We start from the raw sequence: 26380 nt of genomic DNA on the forward strand, positions 1-26380 counted from the left end.
ACATTTAATGATTCCGCAAGCGCTTCACCGGACACAGGGTAATCCTTACTATATCTACGCCCCCGACTACCGCGATACGTCCTCGGGTGTATGCGTCATGCACTTTCTCTGTCATGCGCTGAACATCAGCGGGCAGGAGGCCTATGTGGTGGGCTGCACGGTGGTCAATCCCAACCTGCGCACACCTGCCTTGACGGACGTGGTACGGCACGTGCACAAGGTCCGAGGGGTGTCGCCCATCGCCGTTTACCCCGAGGTCATCAGCGGAAATCCTCTGGGCAGTCCCGTGGTAGTACGCTACATGCTCAACCGTGACGGCTTCCTCAACGGCCTGGAGGTGGGCGGTCAAAAAAGCGACCTCTATTACTACTACGCCCACGACTTTGCCGACGGCAAGCTCCTGCACGACATGCTCACCCTGCCGACCATCGACTCGACGCTGTTCGCGCCACCCGTGCAGCCGATTGCCCGACGCGGCCACTACCTGTACCTGCATCGGTTCGATGCACAACAGGTGGACTACAGCTTGCTGCCAGCAGATGTACAAGTGCTCAGCCTGAGCAATCCGCGCACCCTCCCAGAGCTCGCCGTGCTGTTCCAGAGCGCACAAACCCTGTACACCTACGAAATTTCGGCCACCTGCACCATGGCGTTGATGTGCGGCTGCCCGGTGATTTATCTGCGCGGCGGCCACGTGCATGAACTGCCGTTCACCGAACATATTGGCGACGCTGGCGCGGCCATGCTCGATGAACCTGGAGGAATCGAGCGCGCACGTCATTCGGTGGGTCTAGCCCGCCAGCGACTTCTGCGCATGGAGGATGAATTCTGGCCTCAACTCAAAGCCTTCATCGGCCATACCCAGCGGGTGGCAGCGGAGCATTCGGCAACCAGCCAAACGCCCAGCGTCCGTGATTGGTTGCTTCATCGCCAGCTCACTCCAGTACAGCGAGCACTCGTCGACGTGCAGCGTAACGCACTTACTGGCCAAACACGCCTGAGCGTGGTCGTCAGCGACAACAGCGGCGAATACCGGGCGCTGAGTGACACACTGGAAAGCCTGGCGCTGTGGAGTACCAGCAGCCCACTGCAATTGCGCGTCTATGTCGTCAGTCGACAGCCGCTACCCTCCTTGCTCGCCAGTAATGTTCAGTGGATCGACGGCGAACCCGAGGTCGGATTGCTCAACCAGATTGCTGAGCACGATGACGGCCAATGGTTGCTGCTGATGGAATCGGGCGAGGAGTTACTGCCCAGTGGCTGCGTCATGCTGGATCTCGAGTTGCCCGGTGCGCAGGGCTGCCGCATGCTCTACGCCGATGAAATCTATCGCACTCAGGGTGGAGCTAGCCCGGTCCTGCGGCCAGACATGAATCTGGATTACCTGCTGTCGATACCGGCAATAATGGCCCGGCACTGGATCATTCGCCGGGAGCTGCTGCTACAGGTCGGTGGTTTCGACAGGCAGCTTCCCAACGCCCTTGAACTCGGCGTCATTCTGCGCCTGATCGAGGCTCACGGCCTCGACGGCATCGGTCACCTGGATGAGCCGCTGGTCATCTGCGATGCCGCTGACATGTCAGCGAACCCTGATGAGGTCGCCCAGATTCGTCGTCATCTCGTCGCGCGTGATTACCCTCAGGCACAAGTTCTGGAAACCCCGCCGCGCCACTACCACATCGACTACAGCCATTCTGGGCAACCTACGGTTTCGATCCTGATTGCGGTACGCGATCAGTTGGACCTGGTACGGCGTTGCGTCGACAGCCTACTGTCGAAGACGCGCTACAGCGCTTTCGAACTGATACTGCTCGATAGCGCCAGTCAGAGTCCTGCGCTGCAGGAGTGGCTCGAACAGCTCGTGGTAGCCGGGCAGGGTTTGATCAAGGTCATTCGCGACGAGGCCGCACTCAACTTCAGCGCGCTATACAATCTCGGCGCCCGCCACGCACAGGGCGACTTCCTGCTGTTGCTGAACAATGACTGCGTGGCGTTCGACGAGCAATGGCTGGAACATCTGCTCAACCACGCAATGCGTCCGGAAGTCGGCGTGGTCGCGCCGAAGTTGCTGGACATCGAAGGCAAGCTCGCCCATGCAGGTTATGTATTGGGATTGAACGGCAGCGCTGCCAGTCCCGGAGTCGGCTTGGAGAACAGCGAAGCAGGCTATTTGCAGTACCTGCTGGTGGACCGCGATGTCAGCGCAGTCAGCGGCGCGTGCCTGATGATCAGGCGCGAACTCTTCGAGTCCCTTGGCGGCATGGACGAGTCTGCCTTCGCACTGCGTTTCAATGACCTCGACCTGTGCCTGCGTGCCAGTGCTCAGGGCCTGCTGAACGTCTGGAACGCCCGCGCCCTGGTGGCCTGCGAGCGTGTGGACGGCTGGACCGGTGAGCTACGCAAACCGGATCTGCGTGTACGTCTGCGACAGGACGAACACAACTTGCATGCTCGCTGGCATGACTCATTGATACGCGATCCTGCTTACAACAAAAATTTGTCGCTGCGAGGCGCAGGCCACGAACTTCCCGCCCTACACGCACTGACTTGGCGTCCACTGAGCTGGCGTCCACTACCCGTCGTCCTGGTGCATCCTGACAGCGAACGTCCACAGCGATGCATCGACACATTCGAGCAGTTGCTTGAGCATGGCCAAGTCGACGGCTGCTCGATACCCGTATTGCTCTCTGGCCCGGAACTGGGACGCTTGAACCCGGATGTCGTGGTGTTCGCGCACGTCGCCGATTCGGCGCGCATTGCGACCGTTGGCACTGATTACGCTCGGCATTCGGCGTTCAAAGTATTGGAAGTTGAGGAACTGCCCCAGGACGAGCGCGCCTGGCAACTCCTGCATGATGCCCTCGCAGTGGTTGATCGCGTTGTGGTGGCGACTGAGCAACTGGCGCACGATCTGGCGCACATGCACGCAGATGTTCGGGTACGAGCCACGCGTCTGATGCCGCCGTGGCAGAAGCCCTTGATCGCGCGACCCTCGCCAGAAAAACTGCGAATCGGCTGTCCGGTGCAGTTGGAAACGTTGGCAATGGTCGAGCCGATACTACGTGCCTGCGCAGGGCGCGCGCACTGGGTGCTCTGGGGAGACGTACCCGCGCACTTGGCGCCACTGGTCGAGGAAGTCCATCCTCAAGACATCACCTCCCAGCCCGAACTGCTGCACAGCCTGGCGCTCGACCTCGCACTCATTCCCATGCCGCCTGGCGTATCACCACCCCCGGAGCTGGCCCTGCGCCTAGCTGCCAGTGGCGTGGCGATCATCAGCAATGACGATCAAGCGCAAGTCCGTGATTGGCCGATGACCTTCGTCGCCAACCGCAGTGAGCATTGGATCGAGGCCGTGGACGCCTACCTGCAAGCACCACAGAACGCCAGGGCAGCAGGGCTACGGCTACGTCAGGTGGTCGAAGGGACAGGCTTCTTCGACGCTGTTCACCGTGAGGTCTGCCTGCGCAGTTGGATGCAATCCTAGCAGCCCTGGATGCGACCCTTGGTAGACGAGCGCTACCAACGGTCGCCGGGCTGTCAGAGAATCGGCTTCAGCGCGTCACTGGGCCAACTGCCAACGAATGCCTGGGGGTAGCCCGCCTGAAGCGCTGCGCAAGCGCCCTCGTCGGGCATCAACGGCGCGTCATCGAACAGTTGGGCGACCGGTGTCCAGACCACCAGCAACCCATGTTGCGCAGCCTCCAGGCACAGCGCTACGTCGAAGCCCCCTGCGGCCTTCAAACCACCGCAATGATCGAACAAATCGCGGCGTATCAGCATGCAGTCGGCAGAGACCGCTGCACAGCCTCGTACCGTGTCTGGCCAGCGTGCCTCGGCGCAGTCGGCGAGTGCCAGCCCCGACCACGGCGCATGCACCTGCGGCCCTTGCAATAGGTCGAAGCCGGCGTGCACCAGATTCAGCTCGCGCGACAGCAGGCAGGCGCCAACGACCCCGACCTCCGGGCGCAGCCCTTCATTGAGCAACGCTTCGATCCACGCGGGTGAAATCACCTCGCAGTACTCTGCCAGCAGCAGCAAGTGCTCACCTTGGGCGTGTTCGGCAGCACTATTCAACAACTCGGAAAGCTCACTGGTCTGGGTGGTCACCAGACGCACACGACTGCCCAGCGATGCCAGGCCGGCGGACAGCGCATCGGCATGCGCGGAGGACGAGGCCACCAATACCTCGTAACGGGGGTAGCGGGTCCGTTGCAAGATGCTGTTCAAGCAGCCCATCAACTGTTGCGGATCGCCCTGCGCCGCGACCAGTATGCTCACCAGTGGCGTGGCTGAATGCCGGTAGTCCAAAGTCAGGCCCGCTTCGCCCCGATCATGCACCTCGCCCCGATAGCCCAAGTCGGTGAGATGGCGTTTGAGGCGTGTGGCGGCCTCGGCCTGAAGGCTCGGCCTAGAAACCGACCCCACGACCAAGTACTGATCCATATGAGCCAGGCAACCTTGACCGTGTTGCTCGACCAGACGCAGCAGCAGGTCGAACTCGAACGCTGCACTCAGGCTTTCACTGTACCCTCCCGCATCCAATACCGCCTGACGACGAACGCACCAGTGTCGCGACATCAAACCGGGCTGACTGCGCAAGACAGTCAGGTCGCTGCCTGGACGCACGACCGGGTGCAGGCGCCCTTGGTCGTCACGCTGTACCTCGTTGGCACACACCGCCAGACACCCAGGCGCCTGCGCTAACTCCTGATGAAGACGTAACAGACCGCCGACCACCAACTCGTCACCGGCATCCAGAAGCATCAGCCACTCGCTGGCAAGCTGGCGCAACAGCTGATTGAGATGATTGATCCAGTTGTCATCGTTCACCTGGACGAAATGCAGGGTGTCACGTGACGTTGTGATCGCCGGTGGCTTGCCATTCTTGAGCACCACCAGCTTGAACTGCCGCAGGCCACTTGCAAGAAGGCTGTCGAAGCTGGCTTGCAGCGCCAGATCGTCGTTGTGCAGATCGAGGACGACGAAGGTCAGCAGCACGCCCGGACGCTTGGCGATTTCAGCCAGCGCGCGCCGGCGCACACTCTCCTCCGGAAGCGATTCGGCCAACGCGCCGATCACCTGCCCGGAGCGGGTGTCTGCGAGCCAGTCCAGCGCCTGCAAGCCCGGTATCTGCTGCAGGCGCTCGAGCCATTCACCCAGTTCCAGCGCCCGCTGCTCATCTTCTACGCCGGTCAAGGTGGGAACCAGATGACGGCAGACCTGTAGATTGAACAGACCGAGCGCCAGCGCTTTCCAGTAGCGTTGCTGCAAGCTTTCGCGAGTGTCGTTCGGATGTTCGATCAGCAACTCGCGCTGGCGCACCCAGGTACCCTCGAGTGCTTCGCGGTGGGCCTGACCTGTCGGCCAGGCGTGGCAGAGGAACTCCACCTCCGTCAAATCCGCGAACAGAATTGGGTCGTAGTAGGGCAGTTCCACGTACTGGCGAGGCTCGAAAACCCGCTGTGGTTCGCCGATTACCGATACCCACGGCGACGTGAACAACAGCGGCGCATCGGCGTGATCGTAGGTACTTCGCACCAAGTGATTGAGCACCTTGAAGCCGGCTTCATCAATGCACAGTGCGGGGCCTGCGCTATCCCACTGACGCAGCACACGCACGGTATGTGCCAATTGCTGATCCCGTGCCACCGGCGTCAACCCACAGGTGGCCAGTTCGCAGATCACATCGGTTTGCTGCACCGACGCAATGAAACCCTGAGTCAGCAGGGCGTAGGACAATGCCACCTGCCAACCGGCGAAATCCAGCTCTGCAGGCAAGTCCGCCAATACCCGGGTGAGTGCGTCGATCCGCAACACCGCCCGCCAGGCCGACTGACCAGCTAGCGCATACTGGTGCAACCGCCCGCGGCCGCCCTCGCCTTGCGGTGGGTGCATTACAGCACCCACCTTGTGATAGAAGGCTTTGGCATTACCCAGCCGATACGCCAGAGCGTAACCCTGGGCGCCCAAGAACTGGGGGGTCTGGGCCAAGACCTGGACTGCGCGGTCCAGTGCCTGGGGGCGCACGAAATCAGCGTCAAGCGCAAGCATGACGTAAGGACTTTCGAGCTGGCTCAACGCCTGGATCAGTCGCTCACTCAGCACCGCTGGCGTGTTCTGGCCATGCAGGTACTCCAGTGCCACGCAGGCGACTCCAGCGCGTTGGTAGTAATGCAGGGCGCGAGCGCGGTGAGCGGGCTGCTCGTGCCCGAGCAGGATGACTGTCACCTGATCGCGTGAGGCGGTTGCATTTTCAGCCATAGGGCACCTATGAGTAGTGTGTGGAGGCACCGGATGAACCGGCGCCGGACATTCAGTCTGCCAGCCAGGCGTTGGCCCACTGCTGCAGATGGTGAGGCCTGAGCAGGTAGTCTCGCAGTACTGCTTCACGCAAGGCATCGCCCTGTCGGTAGCTCGCTTGCGGATCGGCCAGGTGCATGCGGATAGCTTCCAGCCACTGCGCTGACGTGTTGTCCCTCACTCGCGTACAAGGCAGGTAGCCTTCGTAGGCTTTGGTCTGTGTGCAGATCACCGGGAAACCGCAAGCGCCGTACTCGAGCAGCCTTAGATTGCTCTTGCAGTCGTTGAACAGGTTCTGCTCAAGCGGGGCCAAGGCCAGATCGAGGTTGAGACTGGCAAGTTTCTGCGGATACACCGCCAACGGCACACCTTTGTGAAACTCTTTGACATAAGGCCGCAGCACATCTGGACACATGCCGAAGAACACCCAGTCGACCTCTTCGGCCAGGGTGCGAATGACGTCGAGCAGCAGCTCAAGGTCGCCCCGATGGCTGGTGCCGCCAGCCCATCCCACGCGTGGGCGCAGAGTGGTCTGGCGCTCGCTGTGCCTGTCGGCCCACAGGTGAGCGGCAAGCATGTTCGGCACTACGCGGATGTCGTGGTGCATGCCCGAGAGAGCGTCGGCCAAAGGTTGGGTAGAAACCACCAGCCGATCGCATAGGCCAATGCCTTCGCTAACCAACTCGCGCATATTGCTGGGCATGTTGCGCGCATGGGCGTTCTTCTTCGGTACATCGATGATGTAGTCATCGATCTCATAGATTCGCCGCGCATTCGACAAACGCTTGATGCGCTTCATTTCGTCGAGCGACGTGGTGGTGTAGCGGCATTGCAGGATGATGACATCGGGCTGTTCACGCTCGATTTCGATCATTTCCGGCGTGCTGTAGTCCAGGCGACCTTGGATCCATCCGGCCTTTTCCAATTCATGGAAAGGTTGAGCGACACGGTAGTGACCTACTGCAGAGGTGTTGATTGGCAGCCCCAACACCGACGGCAGCACGCGAGCGATGAAGGGGTCCCAACCGCGTCGCTGTCCGGGATCGAGGTTGAAACTGGCCATCTTCAGGCTGAGATTGCAATTGTAGGCCGGATCACGAGCCACCGTGGCTAACCAGCGGCTATGGAATGTGTCCAGATCCAGCGCCTTGCGTCGACTGTCAGGCGGCACATCGTGTGCGCTGCCCAGGCGCACCAACAGCGCATAGGGCGTCCAGACGCACAGGTAGCCGCGCTCGCGAGCGCGCAAACAGAGGTCGGCGTCGTGCAAGCCAGCGTGCAATGCCTGGTGATCGAAACCCTCGAGCGTCTCGAACAGCTCTCGGCGTATCAGCATGCCATCGAGCGGCAGCGCGCTCCAGTTCTGAGCCGCCTGCAGCCGATGCAGATAACCGCTGCTCTGTGCGGACACACCGACGAACGGGCTACTCACACCACCGTGCAACCCCAATACCAGGCCTGCCCCGAAAACGTTGCCTTCGCGGGTGCACAACTTGGGACCCACCACGCCGACCTCAGGACGTTGTGCCTGAGCCATCATCTCGCTCAACCAATGAGCGTCGAAGGCCACGCAAGCACTGTCGAGCATCAGCAGGTATTGGCCTGAAGCTGCATGACTGGCCTGATTGAAACGCTGCACACGCTCGCCGGCTCCGACGTCCACCACCCGCAACTGAGCGCTGCCCAATGCGGCCATCGCCCTACACCACTGATGCAGCTCGTCTGGGAGGTCATCAGGCGCCACCAGCAACACCTCGAAGGAGGTGTAGAGCGTGTGCTCGAACACGGATTCGACACAGCGCATCGCCGCTGCCAGATCCTGTCCCACATCGACCAGAATCGAAACCAGAGCTGGCGAGTGATGACGATAGTCCACACGACACAAGGCCAGTTCCTGATGCCCGATGACCTGGGCGTCCACGCCCAATCGCGCCAGATGGGCAGCCACGACCTTCGGCGCCTGCGCGACGCAGTCCGGATCGCGCAACCAGCGGTCGATATCCCACTGGCAGTGCACCAGCAACTGATCGATATGCTCGACCACCTGCAGACCTTGTTGCTCGGCCAGACGCCAGATCAGGTCATGAGCCGCCAGGGGGCCGAAGGTGGTATCGAAACCGCCTGCTGTACGCAATGCCTGACAATCGAACGCTAGCACGCGGCCCACGTAGGGCAGACTGCGCATCAGATCTAAGTTGAAATCGGGTTTGAGGATAGGCGTGTGCGCACGCAAGGTATCGTGCCCACCCTCGTCGGGATACAGACACAGACGCCCGCCCAGTGCCATCCGCTCGGCCATGATGGCCAATGCATGGGGCACAAGGCGATCGCCGGCTCTCAGCAACAGTACCCAGTCGAATTCGTCGGTGGCATCCAGCCGAGCCTGCAACGCCGCGAAGCCGTCGCCGTCATTGCGCACCCGCTCGATCGAGCCGTCCTCGGGCAATGCCAGGGTCTCAGGTGCCAGCACCCAGCAACCAGCCGATTCATACGACTGCGCCTTGAGACTCGTCAGCGTCGTTCGAACAGCGTGCTCTTCACCGTTCTGAGCCCAGATGACCGATACGATGCGCGGGCGTATGGGCCATTGCTCGAAGCGCTTGGGCAATGCGGCTAGCTGCGCAGTGGACAGCGCCCGACATTCCAGCCACTGCTCATAGACCTCGTCGAAGGACAGGCAGTCGGTGCCCACCTGCTGCTGCTGACGCGCCTGCTGCGCGCCATACAGCCGATTCAGCTCGTACTCGCGCCACGTCGCGTCCGGCGACGCGCTGTACTCGTCCAGTGGCAAATAGCGCACCCAACCAGTGGCAGGTGCAGGTTCGCTGGTACGTGCCGCCAGCATGGCTTTGATCCAATCGGTTTCGCCGTCGAAGGCCATGACCAACCGGGTCTGGTGACTCAAGCGTCCAGGATGCAGACGCTCAAGGCTTAAATACCGCTTGAGATGACCCAGGTCGCCTCGGCGCATCAGACAGATGTAAAGCGCCAGATCCAACCTCGCGACGAAGCCACCCTCCTCCACCAGTGCTGGCAAGTACGTCTGCACCAGGGTCGTACGCATCAGGGCATGGCTGAGCCCACCGAACAGGTTCGGCGCGTAGGTTTCCAGGGCCTCCAGCAGATCCCCGCCATTGATCAGCGCGTCGTCCGGGCAGAGAACCGCATTGAGCATGCGTGAGGGCAGCAAGGCGTCGTCGGCATCGCACAGCATGCGCTGGCAAATGGTCATACTCACGCCGGCATGCGCCTGCATCAATGCAGCCTGTTGGCTTATGCAATCGGGGAACAGACGATCATCGTCGCACAGGAACTTGATCAGCTCACCGCGCGCTTCGCTCAGGCATGCCAGCAGATTGCGCGCGAAGCCTAGGGTGCCAGCGTTTCGCATGTAGCGCACCGCTACACCCGACTGCGCCACCACCTGCTCGACGATATGCTCGATGGCGCCGTCCGTGCTGTCATCGCATACCAGCACCTCCAGGTTCGGGTAGTCCTGCTCGATAGCACTGAGCAACGTTGCGCGGAAGAAGTCTGCGCGGTAGGCAGGGATAACGATGCTGACGAGGGCGGATGGGGTCACAGCGCGGAACCTTGTGAAAGGCCCGCGCGCCGCGCTCACGAGCGCGAGCGCACGGACGATGACGCAGGAGGGATCAGATGTAATTGACCAACGACAAACTGGCGATCTTGGCGTAGGACTGCAGCGAAGCCTGATACATGTTGGTCTGCATCTGCAGGCGCATCATCACCGATGCCGGGTCGCTGTCGCGGATCGAGCTCTGGGTCTTGGCGTTCTCGGTGGTCAGCGCCTCGTTGGTCTCGGACTGCACGTCCAGCGCCGCACCGCGGCCACCGATGCTGCTGATGGACGAGGCGACCTGATCGGACGCGCTGCGGACATTGCCGATCGCCGAATCCAGGGCGGCCTGGAAGTTGCGCTTGGCCGTCGGATCACTGTCTACAGGGGAGCTCAGGGCCGCGCGCAACTGGCCGATGGTGTCGAGTACGTTCTGGGTCTGATGGGTATCGACCTTGATGCCGAACGCGTCACCGGCACTGGGGGTGCCCGATAGTTGGAAGCTCACGCCCGAGGCGGTCGCCGTTGAACCTGACAGCGTTCCGCTGGAGATCGGGCGGCTATTGTCGCTCATCGGTGCGGCGTACAGCTCGAAGTCGGTGGCGCTGGTGAACTTCAAGACCGCACCGCCGCCCGGGAACGAGGCGTTGTACTGGCCCTGGTTGCTGATGGTAGCGCCGGTCACCTGCGCCGAAGAGCTGTTGCCGGGGCTGCGCGTGCCAGCGATGGAGTCGGCCTTGGAGCTCAGGCTGAAGGTGTGCCCTGCGATGGCTGCATCCGGGTTGGCCTGGTCGCCCGGCTTGAGGCTGATGCCCAGACGCAGGTCCACTCCGCGGAAAGAGATCGAAGGGTTGTCGCTCTTGGGGTCGAACTTGCCGCCCTGAGAGGCTTCGAGCGTGACATCGTTGCCACCGGCGTCGAGGATGCGGTACTGGGTGCTGCTGAGAAACTCGATGTTGTACGGCTCGCCGCCGCGGAAGCGATCGTTGTAGGTGGCGCTGCCGGACACTTGCCCGTCCGACAGGCTCACGCGTCCGTCGTCCACCGCCGGCGAGGTCAGGCGGGTCTGGCTGCGGCTGGTGTTGAGCGCCTGTTCGAAGGCGTCGTAACCCGTCTCGTTGGTCGCCAGGCTGAGCATGTCACCGACCTGCAGCTTGAGCTGGCTCTGGTCGCCCTGATAGCTGTAGGTGCCGTCAGCGTTGCGGGCATACGGTGGGGTGTCGCCCTTGGAGCCGGAGAACAGGTACTTGCCGTTCTCGTCACGGCTGTTCATCAGGGAGAACAATTGCTCCTCCAGCGATTTCAGCTCGGCGGCATTGGCCTTGCGGTCGTCGTCGGTGAAGCCGGCGTTGCCGGAACTGACCGCCAGTTCGTTGACACGCTGCAGGATGTTGCTGATGCCGTTGAGCGTGCTCTCTGCCGTGCCCAGCGCGTTGCGCACGTTGGTGGTGTTGGTCTTGTACTGGTCCAGCATGTTCTTCTGCTGATCGAGTTGCAGCAGCCGCGAGGCGCCCACCGGATCGTCGGCGGCGGTACGCACGCGGACCAGATCGGTGGCTTCCTGCTGGGTCTTGACCAGGTTGCCGAAGCTGCGCTGGTTGTTGGTGCTGCTGGTGTTGTAGAACTGCGAAGTGGAAATGCGCACGGTCTACGTCTCCTTCAAAGACTGTTGATCAAGGTGGCGAAGGTGGCCTGGGCCGCCTTGATGATCTGCGAGGACGCGGTGTAGTACTGCTGGAACTTGACCAGGTTGCCGGTCTCTTCATCGATCGACACGCCCGAGACGCTGTCGCGCCCTTCCAGTGCCGACTTCTGCAACGCGTCGGTGGCATCCATGTCCATGCTCGCCTGGCTGGCCTTGCCGCCGACGTTGGACACCAGCTTGGCGTAGGCGTCGGTCATGCTGATACCACGGCCGTCAGCGCCGACGTCCACCGTGGCCTTGGTTTGCAGGTCGAGAATCGACTGGGCGTTGCGGTTGTCGGAGGAACCGCCGGCGGTCAGCGATACCGTGAAGTTGTCACCGCTCTTCGGCGCACCCGCCACGTCCATCTCGAAGGTGAAATTACGCTGGGTGGCGCCGTCCATGATCGGGTTGCCGGAGCCGTCGACCATCGGCACCGAAAGCTGCAGCTTGTTGCTCTGGCCGGGGATGATGGTGCCGGTGCCGATCGAATTGCCCTTGGCGTCGTACAGGGTATAGCCCTGAGGCGAGGCGGAATCGTCGCCGAACACCAGTTTGACCGGCGTGGAGTACTTCAGGCCCGTCTGCAACTGCGCGCGGTCGGTGGCGTTGTAGATGTCCAGCTTGGAGGTCAGGGTCGGCTGGTTGACCAATCCGGTGCCCTGGTTGCCCGCGCCGTTGACCACACTCAGTGGCGAGGACATGGCCAGGCGCTTGGGGTCGGTCAGCACCGCCTGGATACCGGCAGCGGCATTGCGCGTCGGGGTGATCTTGAAACTGTCACCGGCGGACACCGCGCCGCCGTTGAGCGACAGGCTGAAACCTTCGATCACCTTGGGCGGGTTGTCGGTGAGGTCGAAATTGCCCATGTCGGTGCCATCGGGCAGCTTGCGCACGTTGTAGCCGGTGGCGCTGGTGAAGGTCACCTGGTAATCGCTGGTGCCGAGCTTGCCGCTGTCCTTGATGGTCACATCGAGGTTGCCGGAACCGGCGCTGTTGCCTTGTCGGGCGATGCTGCGCTCGCTGACGGCCTTGGCGCTGTTGATGTCGCCGAACAGCAGCGCGCCGAACTCGCCGTTCTTGTCGATGCCCTGCCCCAGTTGGCTGTTGATCGCGTCGGAGATCACCAGCGCCACGCGGCCCAGCTCGTTGAGTGCCGGGTCCAGGGTTTCCTTGCGGTAACGCAGCAGGCCGCCGAGCTCACCGCCGGTGGTGGACGCGGTGATGTCCATCTTGGTGCTGCCACGGTTGATGACCAGGCTCATGCGCGTGGGATCGTCGCGCCCCGGCGCCACTTCCAGGGCCTGGGTGGTCTTGCCGAGCACCAGCGCCTGGCCGTTGGGCAAGTAGATGTCGTAGTTGCCTTCGCGCTCGACCACCTGGGTGCCGACCAGCTTGTTCAGTTCGCGCACCGCACCGTCGCGCTGATCGAGCAGGTCGTTGGGCTGGCCCTGGATCGCCGAGACACGGGAAATCTGCTCGTTGAACTGGGCGATGGTGGTGGTGAGCTTGTTCACCTGGTCGGCCATCGACGCCATGTTGGCGTTGAGGTTGGTGTTCTGTTGGTTGAGCTGCGAGGACAGGCTGTTGAAGCGCTTGGCCAAGGTCTGCGCGCCGGTCAGGAGCAATTGCCGCGAGGCGTCCTCGTTGGGCTTGGCCGCCGCGTCCTGCATGGCGTTGAAGAAGCCCTTCAGCGCTGCGGTGATGCCGGTGTCGGCACTCGACAGCGCCGTATCGAGCGGAGCGATCTGCTTGAGGTACGAGGTGGCGTCGCTGGACAACGAGGTGGTGGTGCGCAGCTGGTTCTCGAGGAAGGCGTTGTACACCCGGCGCACGTCGGCCAGGGTCGTGCCGCTGCCCATGAAGACCGTGCCGGTCTGCTGCGAGCCCTTGGTCTTCTGCACGATCTGCTGGCGAGAGTAGCTGTCCACATCGGCGTTGGCGATGTTGTTACCCAGGGTATGCAACCCCGATTGCGCGGCGCCCAGCCCGGACATGCCAATGTTGATCAAGCTCGCCATGTTTCGCTGCCCTTAAAGTTGCGTGGTGGTCCCGAGCATTGCGTAGCTCGTGTCCGACTTCATTTGTCGTGCGATCTGCGAGATCTTGCTGGCGTAGTTGGGGTCGGTGGCATACCCCGCCTTCTGCAGCTCTCGCACGAACTGTTCCGGTTTATCGGCTGCGTTCACCGCAGCTTGATAGCGCGAATTGTTCTGTAACAGGCTGACCAGGTCGTGGAAGCTGTCCTGGTACGACGCGTAGGAGCGGAACGCCGCCGTCTCCTTGACGAACTGGCCGTCACGAAACTCGCTGGTGATCGCCCGCGCCTCGCCGCCCTGCCAGTTGCCGGTGGCCTTGATGCCGAACAGGTTGTGACTGCTGCTGCCGTCGGGGTTGCGCATGACCGACTTGCCCCAGCCGGTTTCCAGGGCCGCCTGGGCCACCAGATAGCGCGGATCGATGCCGATGCGCTTGGCGGCCTGCTCGGCCATCGGCAGCATGGTGGCGACGAAAGCGTCGCTGTCGGCGAACGCTTTCTTCGGCGCCAGCGGTGGCTGGGCCACGGCGCGGCCGAGGATCTGCAGGTCGCGCCCGGGCGCGGCGAACGCTTGCGCCGGTTCCCAGTCGCCAGTGGCCACGCCGCCGGGGGGAATGTCGCCGCGTTGCGGCAGTGCCGCTGCGTTGCCAGCCGCCGCAGGCGCGCTCGCCGACGGCACGATGCCGGCCAACAGGCGATCGGTGAGTTTGCCGGGCAGCGACAGGCGCCGCGCATTGAGCGCCGCCACGTCGTTGCGGGTCGCCGTGGACTCCATCGCCTGCGGCGCGGCGACCACCTTGGTGCCCCACAGCGCCGGCGCATTACCGTCCACGCGCGGGAACGGACTGGTGTTGGGACGCGCGGCCTTGTTCTTCGACAACTGGCGCACCAGCACGTCCTGCAGACCGATACCGCCGCCCTCGCGGGACATGCTCACGGACAACTGCTGGTCGTACATGTCGCGGTACTGCTTGACCGTCTCGGTGTTCATCGGGTCGTCGGCCGCCATGACATCGCCCGCCTTGCGCGAGGCCTTGAGCATCTCGCCGATGAACAGCGATTCGAACTCCTGGGCCACCTTGCGGATGTTGCCCTCGCTGTCGCGGTCGCCGTGCTTGAGCGAACTCAGGCGATTGAGGTCGGTGTAGGCGCCGCTGTCGGCGCTGCCGGAGACCAGGCTCTTGGGGGTCATCGCCAGGCTCCTCAGATCACGATCAGGTCGGCTTGCAAGGCACCGGCCTGTTTCAGGGCTTCGAGGATCGCCATCAGGTCACCCGGCGCTGCGCCGACCTGGTTCACCGCACGGACGATCTCGTCCAGCGTGGTGCCCGGGCCGAACTTGAACATCGGCTTGGCTTCCTGCTGCGCATTGACCCGCGAGCGCGGCACCACGGCGGTCTGGCCGTTGGACAGCGGCCCTGGCTGGCTGACGATCGGGTCTTCGGTGATGGTCACGGTCAGGCTGCCGTGGGTGACGGCGGCGGGCGAGACTTTCACGTTCTGGCCGATCACGATGGTGCCGGTACGCGAGTTGATGATGACCTTGGCCACGGCCTGGCCGGGATCGATCTCCAGGTTCTCCAGGATCGACAGGTAGTCCACGCGCTGGCTGGGGTCCATCGGCGCGCTGACGCGTACCGATCCGCCGTCCAATGCCTGGGCCACGCCCGGGCCGAGCAGCTCGTTGACCTTGTCGACGATGCGCTTGGCCGTGGTGAAGTCGGGGCGGTTGAGGTTCAACGTCAAGGTATTGCCTTGGTTGAAGCCGCTCGGCACCGCGCGCTCGACCGAGGCGCCGCCAGGAATGCGCCCGGCCGACGGCACGTTGACGGTGATCTTGGAGCCGTCGCGACCTTCGGCGTCGAAGCCACCGACCACTAGGTTGCCCTGGGCGATGGCATAGACGTTGCCGTCGATCCCCTTGAGTGGCGTCATCAGCAGGCTGCCGCCACGCAGGCTCTTGGAGTTACCGATCGAGGACACGGTGATGTCGATCACCTGCCCCGGCTTGGCGAACGCCGGCAGGTCGGCATGCACCGACACCGCCGCGACGTTCTTGAGCTGCACGTTGCCCGACCCCGGCGGTACCTTGATGCCGAACTGCGAGAGCATGTTGTTGAAGGTCTGCAGGGTGAACGGCGTCTGGGTGGTCTGGTCACCGGTGCCGTTGAGCCCCACCACCAGCCCGTAGCCGATCAGCTGGTTGGCGCGCACGCCGGAAATGCTGGCGATGTCCTTCAGCCGTTCGGCCTGGGCGGCGACGGCGAAGGTCAGGAGCAAGGTCGCGGCAATCAACTGCCTGGCGTTGAACATGGTCATCCGTACTCAGAAGGGCCAAAGCGGGCTCATGAAGAAGCGGTCCAGCCACCCGGGCTGGCTGGCGTCGGCGAAGGAGCCGGTGCCCGAATAGGTGATGCGCGCGTCGGCCACACGGGTGGACGGCACGGTGTTGTCGGTGGCGATGTCGTCGGCACGCACCAGCCCGGCGATGCGCACCAGCTCTTCACCGGTATTCAGGGTCATCCACTTCTCGCCGCGCACGGCGATGATGCCGTTGGGCAGCACCTCGGCCACGGTCACGGTGACCGAGCCGGTCAGGGTGTTGCCCTGGCTGGCCTGGCTGGCGCCCTTGGTGGTGCGATCGCCGTTGTAGCCGGCATTGAGCGACAGGTCGCCACCGCCGAACGGGTTGTTGGCGTTCGGGGTGGTGCCGAACAACGAGGTCAGACCGAGGTTGGCCTTGCTGTTCTTCTGCAACTGCGAACCGGCGTTCTTGCTCGCCGAGGTGCGCTCGTTGAGGGTGATGGTGATGATGTCACCGACCCGGAACGCCTTGCGGTCGCCATACATGTTCTGTTCGAACCCGGCCTGGTAGATCGAACCGTTGTTGGCCGCCGACGGCAGCGGGGTGCGTGGCAGCACGGGCGCATAGTACGGGTCGTTGGGCTTGGCCGACGGTGCGACGCAGCCGGCCAGCAACACGGCACCACCCAGGGCGACGACGGACAACAGACGATTCATGACGCTTACCTCACGGTGTAACGGGCGCTGCCACGGCAGCCGGGTCGCTAGAGCCAGGGCTCAGAGTTTCTGGGTGACGAACGACAGCATCTGGTCGGCGGTGGAGATGACCTTGGAGTTCATCTCGTAGGCACGCTGGGTGGTGATCATGTTCACCAGTTCTTCCACGGTGCTGACGTTGGAGTTCTCCAAGGTCTGCTGCAGCGTGGTACCCAGCCCGTTCAGGCCCGGGGTGCCCACCTGCGGCGCGCCGCTGGCGGCGGTCTCGAAGAACAGGTTGCTGCCGATCGCCTGCAGGCCGGCCGGGTTGATGAAGTCGGCGGTCTGGATGTTGCCGATGATCTGCGCGGCCGGGTTGCCGGGCACAGTGATCGACACGGTGCCGTCCTGGCCGACGGTGAAGGTCTGCGCCTCCGGCGGCACGACGATGGCGGGCTCCAGGGCGAAACCGTTGGCGGTGACGATCTGGCCGTCCGAATTGAGGTGGAAGGTGCCGTCACGGGTATAGGAAACGGTGCCATCAGGCTGCAGGACCTGGAAGAACCCCCGGCCGTTGACGGCCAGGTCCAGCGGGTTCTCGGTGGTCTGCAAGCTGCCGGTCTGGAAGTTCTTCTGGGTGCCGACGACGCGCACACCGGTACCGACCTGCAGACCCGACGGCAGCTCGCTGTCCTGGGTCGACTGGGCGCCAGGCTGACGCTTGGTCTGGTACAGCAGGTCCTGGAACTCGGCACGGTCGCGCTTGAAGCCAGTGGTCGAGACGTTGGCCAGGTTGTTGGAGATGACCGACAGGTTGGTGTCCTGTGCGGAGAGGCCGGTTTTAGCGACCCAAAGAGCCGGAAGCATTCAGTGTTCTCCTCGTGCGCCTGTTTTACGGCACCCGTTCAAAGGTAATTAGCCGAGTTGCAAGACCCGAGCCATGGCTTGGTCGCCTTCTTCGGCGGCCTTCATCATCTTGACGTGCAGTTCGAACTGACGGGACAGCGCCAGCACCGAGGTCATTTCTTCCACGGCATTGACGTTGCTGCCCTGAAGGAAACCCGAGACCACGCGCACGTTGGCATCGGCATCGGCCGGCTGGCCGCTGTTGGTGTGGATCAATCCATCCAGGCCTTTATGCATGGCCTTGATGTCCGGGTTGACCAGCTTGATGCGGTCCACTTCGGCCATGACCCGCGGATCTTCACCCATGGCGCGAATGCTGATGGTGCCGTCGTCACCCACTTCGACTTTCTGCTCAGGCGGAATGGCGATCGGTCCGCCGTTGCCCATCACCGCCATGCCATTGCCGGCACGCAGCACACCGAGCGCGTCGATGTTCAGGCTACCGGTGCGCACGTAAGCTTCGCTGCCGTCCGGCGCCTGCACGGCCATGAAACCGTTGCCGCTGACCGCCACGTCCAGGTCACGACCGGTTTCGATCAACGGGCCTGCACTGAAGTCGGTGGCGGGCCGCTCGCTCATGGCGAAGGCGCGCGCCGGAAAGCTGTCGCCAAACACGGGCATCGAACGCGCCTGTTCCAGGTCGCGCTGAAAACCGTTGGTGGAAACGTTCGCCAGGTTGTTGGCATGCGCCTTCTGCGCCACCGCGTTCTGGGCGGCGCCGGTCATGGCGACGTAAAGCATCTTGTCCACAGTCATCCTCCGCTGCACTGGCGATCGATTGCCGCTCACCGTTGCTGTGCAGGCTGTAAAGCAAGTTCCGAACCAACTTTCCGTAATGCGCTAAAAAGCCCGTGATTACGGGCTTTCCAGGGATCGGTGAAGCGGCTGGATGTCGGTTATCCGGCGCGGCTTTGCCGCCGGTGGCAAGTGGGTGCCAAAAGTTCGAGAGCCGCGAAGCCGCCCTCAGCGGTCACGGCATCCGCCATTGTCATAGGGCCCGGCGAAGCGCTTCCAGCCCTCCCCTGGCGACCACTGCGAGCACACCAGACGTCCGTCCACCTGACTCTCCCAGCGCCACCAGGGCGCGGTACCGGCCTGGGCCTGCAGCAGGCACAGCCCGGCAAGCAGCGCGACTGCGACTTTCCTCATGATCACTCCTGCACAAACGACGAGCCCCTTCAAGGCAAAGGGGCTCGGATCACTACGCTCGACCGACGACCATCAGGTCATCTGGATGATGGTCTGCATGATGGTGCTTTCGGTGGAGATGGTCTTGGCGTTGGCCTGGTAGTTGCTCTGCGCCTTGACCAGCTCGACCAGTTCCTGTGTCAGGTTGACGTTCGAGGCTTCCAGAGAGTTGGACTCCACCGAACCCAGGGTGCCGGTCTTCGGCGCATCGACACCCGGAATGCCGGAAGCGAAGGTTTCCTTCCAGCGGGTACCGCCGATCTGCTGCAGACCCTGGTCGTTGGCGAAGCTGGCGATGGCCACTTGGCCGATTGCACGCGACTGCTGGTTGCTGAAGCTGGCGAACATCACCCCCGAGGAGTCGATCGACAGGCTCGACAGGATGCCGGTGGCGTAACCGTCCTGGCTCTGCGACATGCGCGCGGTCTCGGTGTTGTACGAGGTGGTGCTGTTCATCGACAGGCGCATGCCGTCGGTGTTGCCGCTTGAACCGTTGCTCGCCCAGTTACCGGAGGCGTCCTTGGACGCCGGGATCCAGCCCTTGAGGCTGAAGGTGTTGTTGGTCACGCTCCAGTTCGCGGCAGGCACGCTGGTGTTGTCGGTGGCCATGGCCTTGATGCTGCCGTCGGCATTGAAGTCCATGGTACCGGTCAGCGGCGCGGCACTGGTTGGATCGAGCGGGTTGCGACCATCGACCAAGGTGTACATGGTCCACTCGTTGGTGCCGGTCTTGCGATAGAACTGCTCCATCGTGTGTTCGTTGCCCTGGTTGTCGTAGACCTTGGTCGGGAACGATTTGGTGTAGGTGGTCTGGTCGGCCGGGTCGAACGGCTTGTTCGGCACCATCACCGGCGGCGTAGCGCCGTTGGACACTTCCAGGGGAATGGTGTCGGCGGAGGAGTTCAGGTTGATGCCCTGATCGATCAGGGTGGTCGCCTTGGGCGCCAGTGCCGAGGTGTCGATCTTCAGATTGGTGAGGATGCCCTTCTGGATCTTGCCGGTGCTGTCGGCGGCGTAGCCTTGCAGGTTCAAGCCGTCGGAGGTGACCACATTGCTGTTCTTGTCGGTGCGGAACGCACCGGCACGGGTATAGCTGAGCGAGCCGTTGTCCGAGAGCACGAAGTAGCCCTGGCCCTGGATGCCCATGTCCAGCACGTTGCCGGTGTTGTTCACGTCACCCTGGGTGAACTGCTGCGAGACGGCAGCCAGGCGCACGCCATTGCCGATCTGGTTCTTGCCCACGCCCAGGCGGTTGGCGCCAGCATAGACGTCGGCGAACTCGGCGCGCGACGACTTGAAGCCGGTGGTGTTGACGTTGGCGATGTTGTTGCCGGTGACGTCCAGTTGCTTGTTGGCTGCGTAGAGACCGCTAAGGCCGATATTGAAAGACATGTAGTGCTCCTTCTGCCGAACAGACCGGCCTTAGATTCCGATGGTTTGTACTTTGGAGATGCCGACCTTGCCGATGCCGGCGAGGTTGAGCATCATCTCGCCGCCCGCACCGGCGACAGTGACGCTGGTGACCGTGGCCGGCAGCAGGGTGTACATCTGCTGGGCCTTGCCATCGACGGTGGTGGTGGCGCTGAAGCTGTAATTGCCGGCAGCGACCTTCTCGCCCTTGTCGTTGGTGCCATCCCAGATGAAGTCGGCATTGCCCTTGTTCTGCGCGCCGAGGTCGATGGTCTTGACCACGTTGCCATCCTTGTCCTTGATGGTGATCTTGCCGTTGTCGATGTTCTGCGGCACCACCACCTGGCCATTGAGGCTCTTGCTCGGGTCGATCATGGCCTTGTCGTTCTGCACGATCACCGAGCGACCGACCAGCGAGGACGCCTGCAGGGCCTGAGAGGAACCCATTGCGTTGGTGATGCCGTTGACCGACTGGTTGAGGGTCTGGATGCCCTCCAGGCTGCTGAACTGCGCCAACTGCGAGACGAACTCGCTGTTGTCCTGCGGGTCGAGGGGGTTCTGGTGCTGCATCTGGGTGACCAGCAACTGCAGGAAGGCATCTTTGCCGAGCGCGTTCTTGTCGGTCGACTCGGTGGTGTTCTTCTTGGTGTTGCCAGTGGTGCTCACGCCCGAATTGGCGAGGACTTCATTGAGGTTCGTGGCCATGTCTTACACTCCGTGATCACTGACCCAGGGTCAGGACCTTCTGCATCATGGTCTTGGCGGTGTTCATCAGCTCGGCGTTGGTCTGGAACGCACGGCTGGCGGAGATCATGTCAGCCATCTCCTCGACCACGTTGACGTTGGGGTAGTAGACGTAGCCGTCCTTGTTCGCCGCCGGGTGGTTGGGCTCGTAGCGAGCCTCCAGATTGCTCTGGTCCTCGATGATGCCCTTGACCTGCACGCCCTGGCCGGCCTGCCCCTGATCCTCGAACAGCGACTGGCTGCCGCCGTTCTGCGCCTGCTCGAAGGTGGTGGCGAACACCGGGTGGCGGGCACGGTAGGTCTGGTCGATGCTCGAGGACACGGTCTCGGCGTTGGCGATGTTGGAAGCGACGGTGTTCAGGCGCGTGTTCTGCGCACTCATGCCGCTACCGGCGATATTGAAGACACTGGCAAGGGACATGGTCACTCTCCGCGCAGGGCCGATACCAGCCCTTTGAATTTACTGTTGAGCAAGGTGAAGCTGGCCTGGAAGTCGATGGCGTTCTGCGTGTAGTTCGACTGTTCCATATGGGCATCGACGGTGTTCTGGTCGATCGACGGCTGCATCGGCGTGCGGTACTTGAGCGTGTCGTCGGCCAGCGCCATGCCTTCGGCCTCGATGTGTCGGCTGTTGGTGCGCTGCAACGACACCCGCTCTTCGGTGCGCTTGCCGGACTCACCGGCCAGTACCGAGGCGAAGTCCAGGTCGCGAGCCTTGTAGCCGGGGGTGTCGGCGTTGGCGATGTTGTTGGCCAGCACCTCGGCGCGCTGGGCGCGCAGACCCAATGCCTTTTCGTGGATGCCGAGGGCGTTGTCGAAGCTGATGCTCATGTCGGGGAACCTTCGAAGGTTGACCAGCGTTGCGTTGGCCAAGATATAGCAAGGGCTGTGCCAACATGCTGAAGCCCAGCAATGCCGGGCATTGAACCTTTAGCGAGGGGTTTGGCCTGCCAGAAAAGCGGCAAGGGGTTTCCGCTTCATGGCGGCGAAGCGGCAAAAGCGCAGCGGCAACGGCGGCAATCCAAAAAATTGACGTGATCGCGCAGAACGAAAAAGCCGGCGTCTTTCGACACCGGCTTTTTCATTACTTGGCCTGGTAGATGATCCCCGGGCTGCACTGGACCATCTGGTAATGATCCGGCAAGCCGTTCAGCGCTTCGGAGGCGCCAAGGAACAGGTAACCGCCGGGCTTGAGGGTGGCGTGAATGCGCATGAGGATGTCTTTCTTCACCTGGGCGGAGAAGTAGATCAACACGTTGCGGCAGAACACGATGTCGAACTTGCCCAGCGACGCGTAGCTGTCGAGCAGGTTGAACGAGCGGAACTCGACGCGACTGCGAATCGACGGCTTGACCGCCCAGCGGCCCGGGCCTTTCGGGTCGAAGTAGCGCTGCAGGCGTTCCTGGGACAGGCCACGGGCGATGGCCAGGCTGTCGTACTCGCCGGTTTTGCAGTTGTTGAGCATGGCGCCGGAGAGATCGGTGGCAACGATCTGCGCGCCCATCTTCAACTGGCCAAGATTGCTGCGCTCGAATTCGTCAATGGCCATCGACAGCGAATACGGCTCCTGCCCCGACGAACACGCCGCCGACCAGATGCGCAGGCGCTGCCCCGGATTGGCACGAATGAACTCCGGGATGACCCGGCTCTTGAGCACCTCGAACGGATAGGTGTCGCGAAACCACAGGGTTTCGTTGGTGGTCATGGCATCGACGACCTGCTCGCGCAGACCGCTGCGTGGCTGGGTCTGAATGCGCTGCACCAGCTCGCCGAGGCTCTTGATGCCCTGCTGCTCCATCAACTTGTTGAGACGGCTGGACACCAGATACTGCTTATTTTCGCCCAGCAGGATGCCACAGGCTTTCTCCAGGAAGACCCTGAACTGTTCGAAATCCAAATTACCCGTAGACAATGCTGCCGCCTCTTTTCAATCGCTTGCGCCGGGGGCGAACCCCCGACAGTTTCAGTGCGTCGCCTTGATCCGGTCGACCACGCGGTGGGCCAGGTCATCCGGCCTGAACTTGGCCAGGAAGTCGTCGGCACCGACTTTCTTGACCATCGCCTGGTTGAACACGCCCGACAGCGAAGTATGCAGGAGGATGTGCAGCTTTTGCATGCGTGGATCGCTGCGAATCTCGGCAGTGAGGGTATAGCCGTCCATCTCCGGCATTTCAATGTCGGAAATCATCATCAGGAATTCTTCTTCGGGACGCTTGCCCTCGTCGACCAGCTTGCGCAGGTAGTCGAGCGCCTGACGGCCATCGTTGAGCGCCACCACTTCCACGCCCACCGTCTGCAGACAACGGCTGACCTGCTTGCGTGCCACCGAAGAGTCATCGACCGTCAGCACCCGCAGCAACACGGCCTTGTCCTGCACGTCGGCATCCACCACGCCGGCCGACACCGACTCCGACGACGGCGCCACTTCGGCCAGCACCTTCTCCACGTCGATGATCTCGACCATGCGATTGTCCACACGGGTGACCGCCGTGAGGTAGTGATCGCGGCCGGTGCCCTTGGGTGGCGGATGGATCTCTTCCCAGTTCATGTTGACGATGCGCTCGACCGAGTGCACCAGGAAGCCCTGGGTCTTGGTGTTGTATTCGGTGATGATCACGAAACTGTTGCGCGTCTCTTCCTTCAGGCCCGGCAGACCGGTGGCCATCGACAGGTCGAGAATGGGAATGGTCGCCCCGCGAATGTTCGCCACGCCACGCACCACCGCATGTGACTTGGGCAACAGGGTCAGGTCCGGGCACTGCAGCACCTCCCGCACCTTGAACACGTTGATGCCGTAGAGTTGATCGCCATTGAGACGGAACAACAGCAGCTCCAGGCGATTCTGTCCAACCAGCTGTGTGCGCTGGTTGACCGAATCCATAACGCCAGCCATGCCAGACTCCTTATGTTTTTCTGCTTGCTAGACAACAAGTCGGCACGGGCTTTGCTTTTTTGAGCCCATGTACACGAAAACGACATTTTTCCGACGACCGACACGCCTCGTGGCCCTTTTTCTGGCCACCGCTTGCCTGTTCGCGTCCGGCGCTCGCACGCTGGCGGATTCGTTTACCTTGCCTGAACAGCTTATCGGTGTCACCCAAGGGTTTCTTGAGTTCACCGTCGAAGATTATCTGAGCCGCACGCAGACCCCTGGGCGTTATGACATCCAGGTCAACAACCTCGACCCGCGCCTGCGCATGCCGCTGTGCAGCCAGTCGCTGGACGCCTCGCTGGAAAGTCCGGCGCAGCCACTGGGGCGAGTGACGGTGCGGGTACGCTGTGACGGCGAAGCGCCGTGGACCGTGTTCGTGCCGGCGCAGGTCAAGCTGCTGCGCGACGTGGTGGTCATGACCCGCCCGCTCAAGCGCGAAAGCGTGATCGGCGAAGGCGATGTGACCCTGCGCGAGCGCGACGTCAGCAGCCTGGGCCAAGGGTTCATCAGCGACCTCGATCAAGCCGTGGGCATGAAGCTGTTGCGCCCCACCGTAATGGACCAGGTGCTCACCTTGCAGCAGTTGGAGCAGGCCGAAGTGATTCGCAAGGGCGACCAGGTGGTGATCACCGCCCGCAGCGGCGGCCTGAGCGTGAGAATGCCGGGGGAGGCGCTGGCCAAAGGCGGCCTGACCGAACAGATCCGCGTGCGCAACCTCAATTCCAAGCGGGTGGTCAAGGCCACGGTGATCGGACCGGGCCAGGTCGAGGTGCCTATGTAACGGGTGGGGGACTGGCGGCAAGGAACCGCCTTTCCTAAACTGGGTCAGAAATCGGGATGCGCGCCTGTACTGACGGACGGCAAAACTTTTATGCCTAAAGTTTGCTCCGGGTTAGCCGAAACAAAGGCAAGCGTCCTATTTACCCAGAGGTTTCTGATCATGGTCATCGACTTCAGTCGTTTGAATAACTCCCCGTCCGTAGCGGGCGGCGTGCGCAGCACGAGCGCCAGCGGCAACAGCGAAAAAGCCGCGGCCAGCAGCGATACCAGCAAGCCGGCCAGCGTCAGCGGAGAAGCGGTACACCTCAGCCAAGAGGCCCAGAAGTTGCAACAGATCAGCGACAAGCTGCGCGATCAGCCCGCCGTCGACAACGCCCGTGTGGCGCAGTTGAAGCAAGCGATCGCCGATGGCAGCTACAAGGTCGATGCCGGCCGTGTCGCCTCCAAACTGCTTGATTTCGAAGCTCAGCGCTAACCCCCGGGTGCGCTGACTTACAGGACGCCAGAGCCCAGAGCCAGCCATGCACGACACCACACTGCTGCAACTGATCGAAGATGACATCGCGCCGACCCAGGAACTGCTCGACCTCCTGCAAAAGGAGACGGTGGCCCTGCATGGTCGTGACATGCAGGTACTGGAGACCATCCTGGCCCGCAAGCAGTCGCTGATCGTCTTGCTCGAGCAGCAGGGCATGCGCCGCAATCACCTGCTCAACGGGCTGGGCCTGAGTGCCGACCGGGCAGGTGTGCAGGCCGTTGCCGCGCAGTCGGTCAATGGTGAGCTCATTCTCCAGCAGCTCGATGTGCTGACCGGCCTGATGGACGCTTGCCAGAAGGTCAACGAGACCAACGGTCGGGTCATCCAGGTGCAGCAGCACGCCACGGCCAACCAGATCAGAATCCTCATGGGTGGCGACTCTCCGTCACTGTATGACAGCCGTGGCACCACCTCCCCCATGGACAAGCCTCGGGCGATCAGCCAGGTTTAATAGTCCTGTTCAAGGCACGGATCATACTGGCAAAATGCCGTAACTTGCGTGTGCCGTTTTTGCCTGGAGATCGATAATCCGTGTTCACTGAAGCCGATGCACCTCAGCCACCGAAGGTGCTCACCACCGCGCTGGAAATTGCGGCCAACCTGCGCCAGTTGATGGACAGCCACGATCCGCTGATCATCAGCTTCCCCGAGCGCAGCCAGCGCTTCCAGAGCTACGTGGTTCATGTGGACCGGGATGCCGACGTATTGGCCCTGGACGAGCTCATTCCCCGCGATGGCGAGCGATTCATCGAAAACGGCGAGCCTTTCCGCGTCGAGGGTTTCCATGATGGCGTACGTATCGCCTGGGAATGCGATACGTCGCTGACCCTCGGTGAAGTCGATGGGCACCGCTGCTACCGTGGCGCGCTTCCCCAGGAAATGACCTACCACCAGCGTCGTAACGCCTTCCGCGCTGCGCTGAAGCTGTCGCAACTGGTCGACATCACCCTCGATGGCACGCACCTCAAAGGCAACGGCGCCATGCGCGGCAAGCTGCTGGACGTATCCGCCACCGGTTGCAAGCTGCGTTTCGACGGCAACGTCGAGGAGCGTCTGCAACTGGGTCAGGTCTATGAACGCTTCAAGGCTGCCAATCCGCTTGGCCTGAGCGATGTGATGGTGGAGCTACGGCACCTGCACTTCGAAGAGCGCATCAACACCACCTTTGCCGGCTTGCGCTTTCACAACCTCAGCGGCCAGGGCCAGCGCAAGGTCGAGAGTTTCGTTTATCAGTTGCAGCGTGAAGCGCGGCGATTCGACAAAGACGATTATTGATT

21 protein-coding genes are annotated in these 26380 nt (G+C 62.4%); 5 read left to right on the plus strand and 16 right to left on the minus strand.

Features of this window, described 5'->3' with window-relative positions:
• Positions 1-97: 97 nt before the first annotated feature.
• Positions 98-3487 (plus strand): glycosyltransferase, encoded by a 3390-nt coding sequence (locus Q6A47_RS04370; protein WP_304483238.1) that lies wholly within the window; start codon positions 98-100, stop codon positions 3485-3487.
• A 53-nt stretch (positions 3488-3540) separates the two neighbouring features.
• Here Q6A47_RS04370 and Q6A47_RS04375 read toward each other — a convergent pair whose 3' ends face one another.
• The 16 genes from Q6A47_RS04375 to Q6A47_RS04450 all read right to left on the minus strand — a co-directional run bounded on the left by Q6A47_RS04375 (position 3541) and on the right by Q6A47_RS04450 (position 23746).
• A complete protein-coding gene (locus tag Q6A47_RS04375; RefSeq protein ID WP_304483240.1) occupies positions 3541-6264 on the minus strand; it encodes a glycosyltransferase family 2 protein in 2724 nt (907 codons plus the stop codon).
• Between the two features lie 52 nt (positions 6265-6316).
• Positions 6317-9886 carry a glycosyltransferase gene (locus tag Q6A47_RS04380; RefSeq protein ID WP_304483241.1) on the minus strand — a complete coding sequence of 1190 codons (3570 nt, stop codon included), beginning with the start codon at positions 9884-9886 and terminating at the stop codon, positions 6317-6319.
• Between the two features lie 73 nt (positions 9887-9959).
• Positions 9960-11528, minus strand: a complete 1569-nt coding sequence (locus Q6A47_RS04385) for a flagellar hook-associated protein 3 (protein ID WP_116888667.1) — start codon at positions 11526-11528, stop codon at positions 9960-9962.
• Between the two features lie 14 nt (positions 11529-11542).
• On the minus strand, positions 11543-13588 hold the full coding sequence (gene flgK, locus Q6A47_RS04390; protein WP_304483243.1) for a flagellar hook-associated protein FlgK: 2046 nt from the start codon (positions 13586-13588) through the stop codon (positions 11543-11545).
• A 12-nt stretch (positions 13589-13600) separates the two neighbouring features.
• Positions 13601-14797: a flagellar assembly peptidoglycan hydrolase FlgJ gene (flgJ, locus tag Q6A47_RS04395; RefSeq protein ID WP_039578981.1), complete on the minus strand. Its 1197-nt coding sequence runs from the start codon at positions 14795-14797 to the stop codon at positions 13601-13603.
• An 11-nt stretch (positions 14798-14808) separates the two neighbouring features.
• On the minus strand, positions 14809-15918 hold the full coding sequence (locus tag Q6A47_RS04400) for a flagellar basal body P-ring protein FlgI (RefSeq protein WP_039583238.1): 1110 nt from the start codon (positions 15916-15918) through the stop codon (positions 14809-14811).
• A 12-nt stretch (positions 15919-15930) separates the two neighbouring features.
• Positions 15931-16626 carry a flagellar basal body L-ring protein FlgH gene (flgH, locus tag Q6A47_RS04405; protein WP_304483244.1) on the minus strand — a complete coding sequence of 232 codons (696 nt, stop codon included), beginning with the start codon at positions 16624-16626 and terminating at the stop codon, positions 15931-15933.
• A gap of 60 nt (positions 16627-16686) precedes the next feature.
• Positions 16687-17472, minus strand: a complete 786-nt coding sequence (gene flgG, locus Q6A47_RS04410) for a flagellar basal-body rod protein FlgG (protein ID WP_029612435.1) — start codon at positions 17470-17472, stop codon at positions 16687-16689.
• Between the two features lie 48 nt (positions 17473-17520).
• Positions 17521-18261, minus strand: a complete 741-nt coding sequence (locus tag Q6A47_RS04415; RefSeq protein WP_039578983.1) for a flagellar basal body rod protein FlgF — start codon at positions 18259-18261, stop codon at positions 17521-17523.
• A 213-nt stretch (positions 18262-18474) separates the two neighbouring features.
• Positions 18475-18660, minus strand: coding sequence for a hypothetical protein (locus Q6A47_RS04420; protein WP_039578985.1), 186 nt, complete (start codon positions 18658-18660; stop codon positions 18475-18477).
• Positions 18661-18732: 72 nt separating this feature from the next.
• The gene (gene flgE / locus Q6A47_RS04425; RefSeq protein WP_039578988.1) at positions 18733-20091 is read right to left on the minus strand and encodes a flagellar hook protein FlgE; all 1359 of its coding nucleotides are present in this window, start codon (positions 20089-20091) and stop codon (positions 18733-18735) included.
• 30 nt (positions 20092-20121) lie between these two features.
• Positions 20122-20814, minus strand: a complete 693-nt coding sequence (gene flgD, locus Q6A47_RS04430; protein ID WP_029612436.1) for a flagellar hook assembly protein FlgD — start codon at positions 20812-20814, stop codon at positions 20122-20124.
• 16 nt (positions 20815-20830) lie between these two features.
• Positions 20831-21274, minus strand: a complete 444-nt coding sequence (gene flgC / locus Q6A47_RS04435; protein WP_029612437.1) for a flagellar basal body rod protein FlgC — start codon at positions 21272-21274, stop codon at positions 20831-20833.
• A 2-nt stretch (positions 21275-21276) separates the two neighbouring features.
• Entirely contained in the window at positions 21277-21684 is a 408-nt protein-coding gene (gene flgB / locus Q6A47_RS04440; protein WP_029612438.1) for a flagellar basal body rod protein FlgB, read from the minus strand.
• A gap of 253 nt (positions 21685-21937) precedes the next feature.
• Positions 21938-22765 carry a protein-glutamate O-methyltransferase CheR gene (gene cheR, locus Q6A47_RS04445; RefSeq protein ID WP_304483251.1) on the minus strand — a complete coding sequence of 276 codons (828 nt, stop codon included), beginning with the start codon at positions 22763-22765 and terminating at the stop codon, positions 21938-21940.
• Between the two features lie 51 nt (positions 22766-22816).
• Positions 22817-23746, minus strand: coding sequence for a chemotaxis protein CheV (locus Q6A47_RS04450; protein WP_029612440.1), 930 nt, complete (start codon positions 23744-23746; stop codon positions 22817-22819).
• A gap of 67 nt (positions 23747-23813) precedes the next feature.
• On the opposite strand from Q6A47_RS04450, the gene flgA reads away from it, so the two are divergent.
• The 4 genes from flgA (at position 23814) to Q6A47_RS04470 (ending at position 26378) form a co-directional block, all read left to right on the plus strand.
• Positions 23814-24566 (plus strand): flagellar basal body P-ring formation chaperone FlgA, encoded by a 753-nt coding sequence (gene flgA / locus Q6A47_RS04455; RefSeq protein ID WP_039578992.1) that lies wholly within the window; start codon positions 23814-23816, stop codon positions 24564-24566.
• 159 nt (positions 24567-24725) lie between these two features.
• Positions 24726-25040 carry a flagellar biosynthesis anti-sigma factor FlgM gene (gene flgM, locus Q6A47_RS04460; RefSeq protein WP_039578995.1) on the plus strand — a complete coding sequence of 105 codons (315 nt, stop codon included), beginning with the start codon at positions 24726-24728 and terminating at the stop codon, positions 25038-25040.
• 46 nt (positions 25041-25086) lie between these two features.
• Positions 25087-25554, plus strand: a complete 468-nt coding sequence (locus Q6A47_RS04465; protein ID WP_304483253.1) for a flagella synthesis protein FlgN — start codon at positions 25087-25089, stop codon at positions 25552-25554.
• Positions 25555-25634: 80 nt separating this feature from the next.
• Positions 25635-26378 carry a flagellar brake protein gene (locus tag Q6A47_RS04470; RefSeq protein WP_039578998.1) on the plus strand — a complete coding sequence of 248 codons (744 nt, stop codon included), beginning with the start codon at positions 25635-25637 and terminating at the stop codon, positions 26376-26378.
• The last annotated feature ends 2 nt before the right edge of the window (positions 26379-26380 follow it).

Origin of the sequence: Pseudomonas boreofloridensis (genome assembly GCF_030580795.1) — a bacterium.
Classification (GTDB): Bacteria; Pseudomonadota; Gammaproteobacteria; order Pseudomonadales; family Pseudomonadaceae; genus Aquipseudomonas; species Aquipseudomonas boreofloridensis.

Coding starts and splice junctions, on each gene's coding strand:
- Q6A47_RS04370 (WP_304483238.1), top strand. CDS start 98: ATGCACTTTCTCTGTCATGCGCTGAACATCAGCGGGCAGGAGGCCTAT.
- Q6A47_RS04375 (WP_304483240.1), bottom strand. CDS start 6,264: ATGGCTGAAAATGCAACCGCCTCACGCGATCAGGTGACAGTCATCCTG.
- flgK (WP_304483243.1), bottom strand. CDS start 13,588: ATGGCGAGCTTGATCAACATTGGCATGTCCGGGCTGGGCGCCGCGCAA.
- flgJ (WP_039578981.1), bottom strand. CDS start 14,797: ATGACCCCCAAGAGCCTGGTCTCCGGCAGCGCCGACAGCGGCGCCTAC.
- Q6A47_RS04400 (WP_039583238.1), bottom strand. CDS start 15,918: ATGTTCAACGCCAGGCAGTTGATTGCCGCGACCTTGCTCCTGACCTTC.
- flgH (WP_304483244.1), bottom strand. CDS start 16,626: ATGAATCGTCTGTTGTCCGTCGTCGCCCTGGGTGGTGCCGTGTTGCTG.
- flgG (WP_029612435.1), bottom strand. CDS start 17,472: ATGCTTCCGGCTCTTTGGGTCGCTAAAACCGGCCTCTCCGCACAGGAC.
- Q6A47_RS04420 (WP_039578985.1), bottom strand. CDS start 18,660: ATGAGGAAAGTCGCAGTCGCGCTGCTTGCCGGGCTGTGCCTGCTGCAG.
- flgE (WP_039578988.1), bottom strand. CDS start 20,091: ATGTCTTTCAATATCGGCCTTAGCGGTCTCTACGCAGCCAACAAGCAA.
- flgD (WP_029612436.1), bottom strand. CDS start 20,814: ATGGCCACGAACCTCAATGAAGTCCTCGCCAATTCGGGCGTGAGCACC.
- flgC (WP_029612437.1), bottom strand. CDS start 21,274: ATGTCCCTTGCCAGTGTCTTCAATATCGCCGGTAGCGGCATGAGTGCG.
- flgB (WP_029612438.1), bottom strand. CDS start 21,684: ATGAGCATCAGCTTCGACAACGCCCTCGGCATCCACGAAAAGGCATTG.
- Q6A47_RS04450 (WP_029612440.1), bottom strand. CDS start 23,746: ATGGCTGGCGTTATGGATTCGGTCAACCAGCGCACACAGCTGGTTGGA.
- flgA (WP_039578992.1), top strand. CDS start 23,814: ATGTACACGAAAACGACATTTTTCCGACGACCGACACGCCTCGTGGCC.
- flgM (WP_039578995.1), top strand. CDS start 24,726: ATGGTCATCGACTTCAGTCGTTTGAATAACTCCCCGTCCGTAGCGGGC.
- Q6A47_RS04465 (WP_304483253.1), top strand. CDS start 25,087: ATGCACGACACCACACTGCTGCAACTGATCGAAGATGACATCGCGCCG.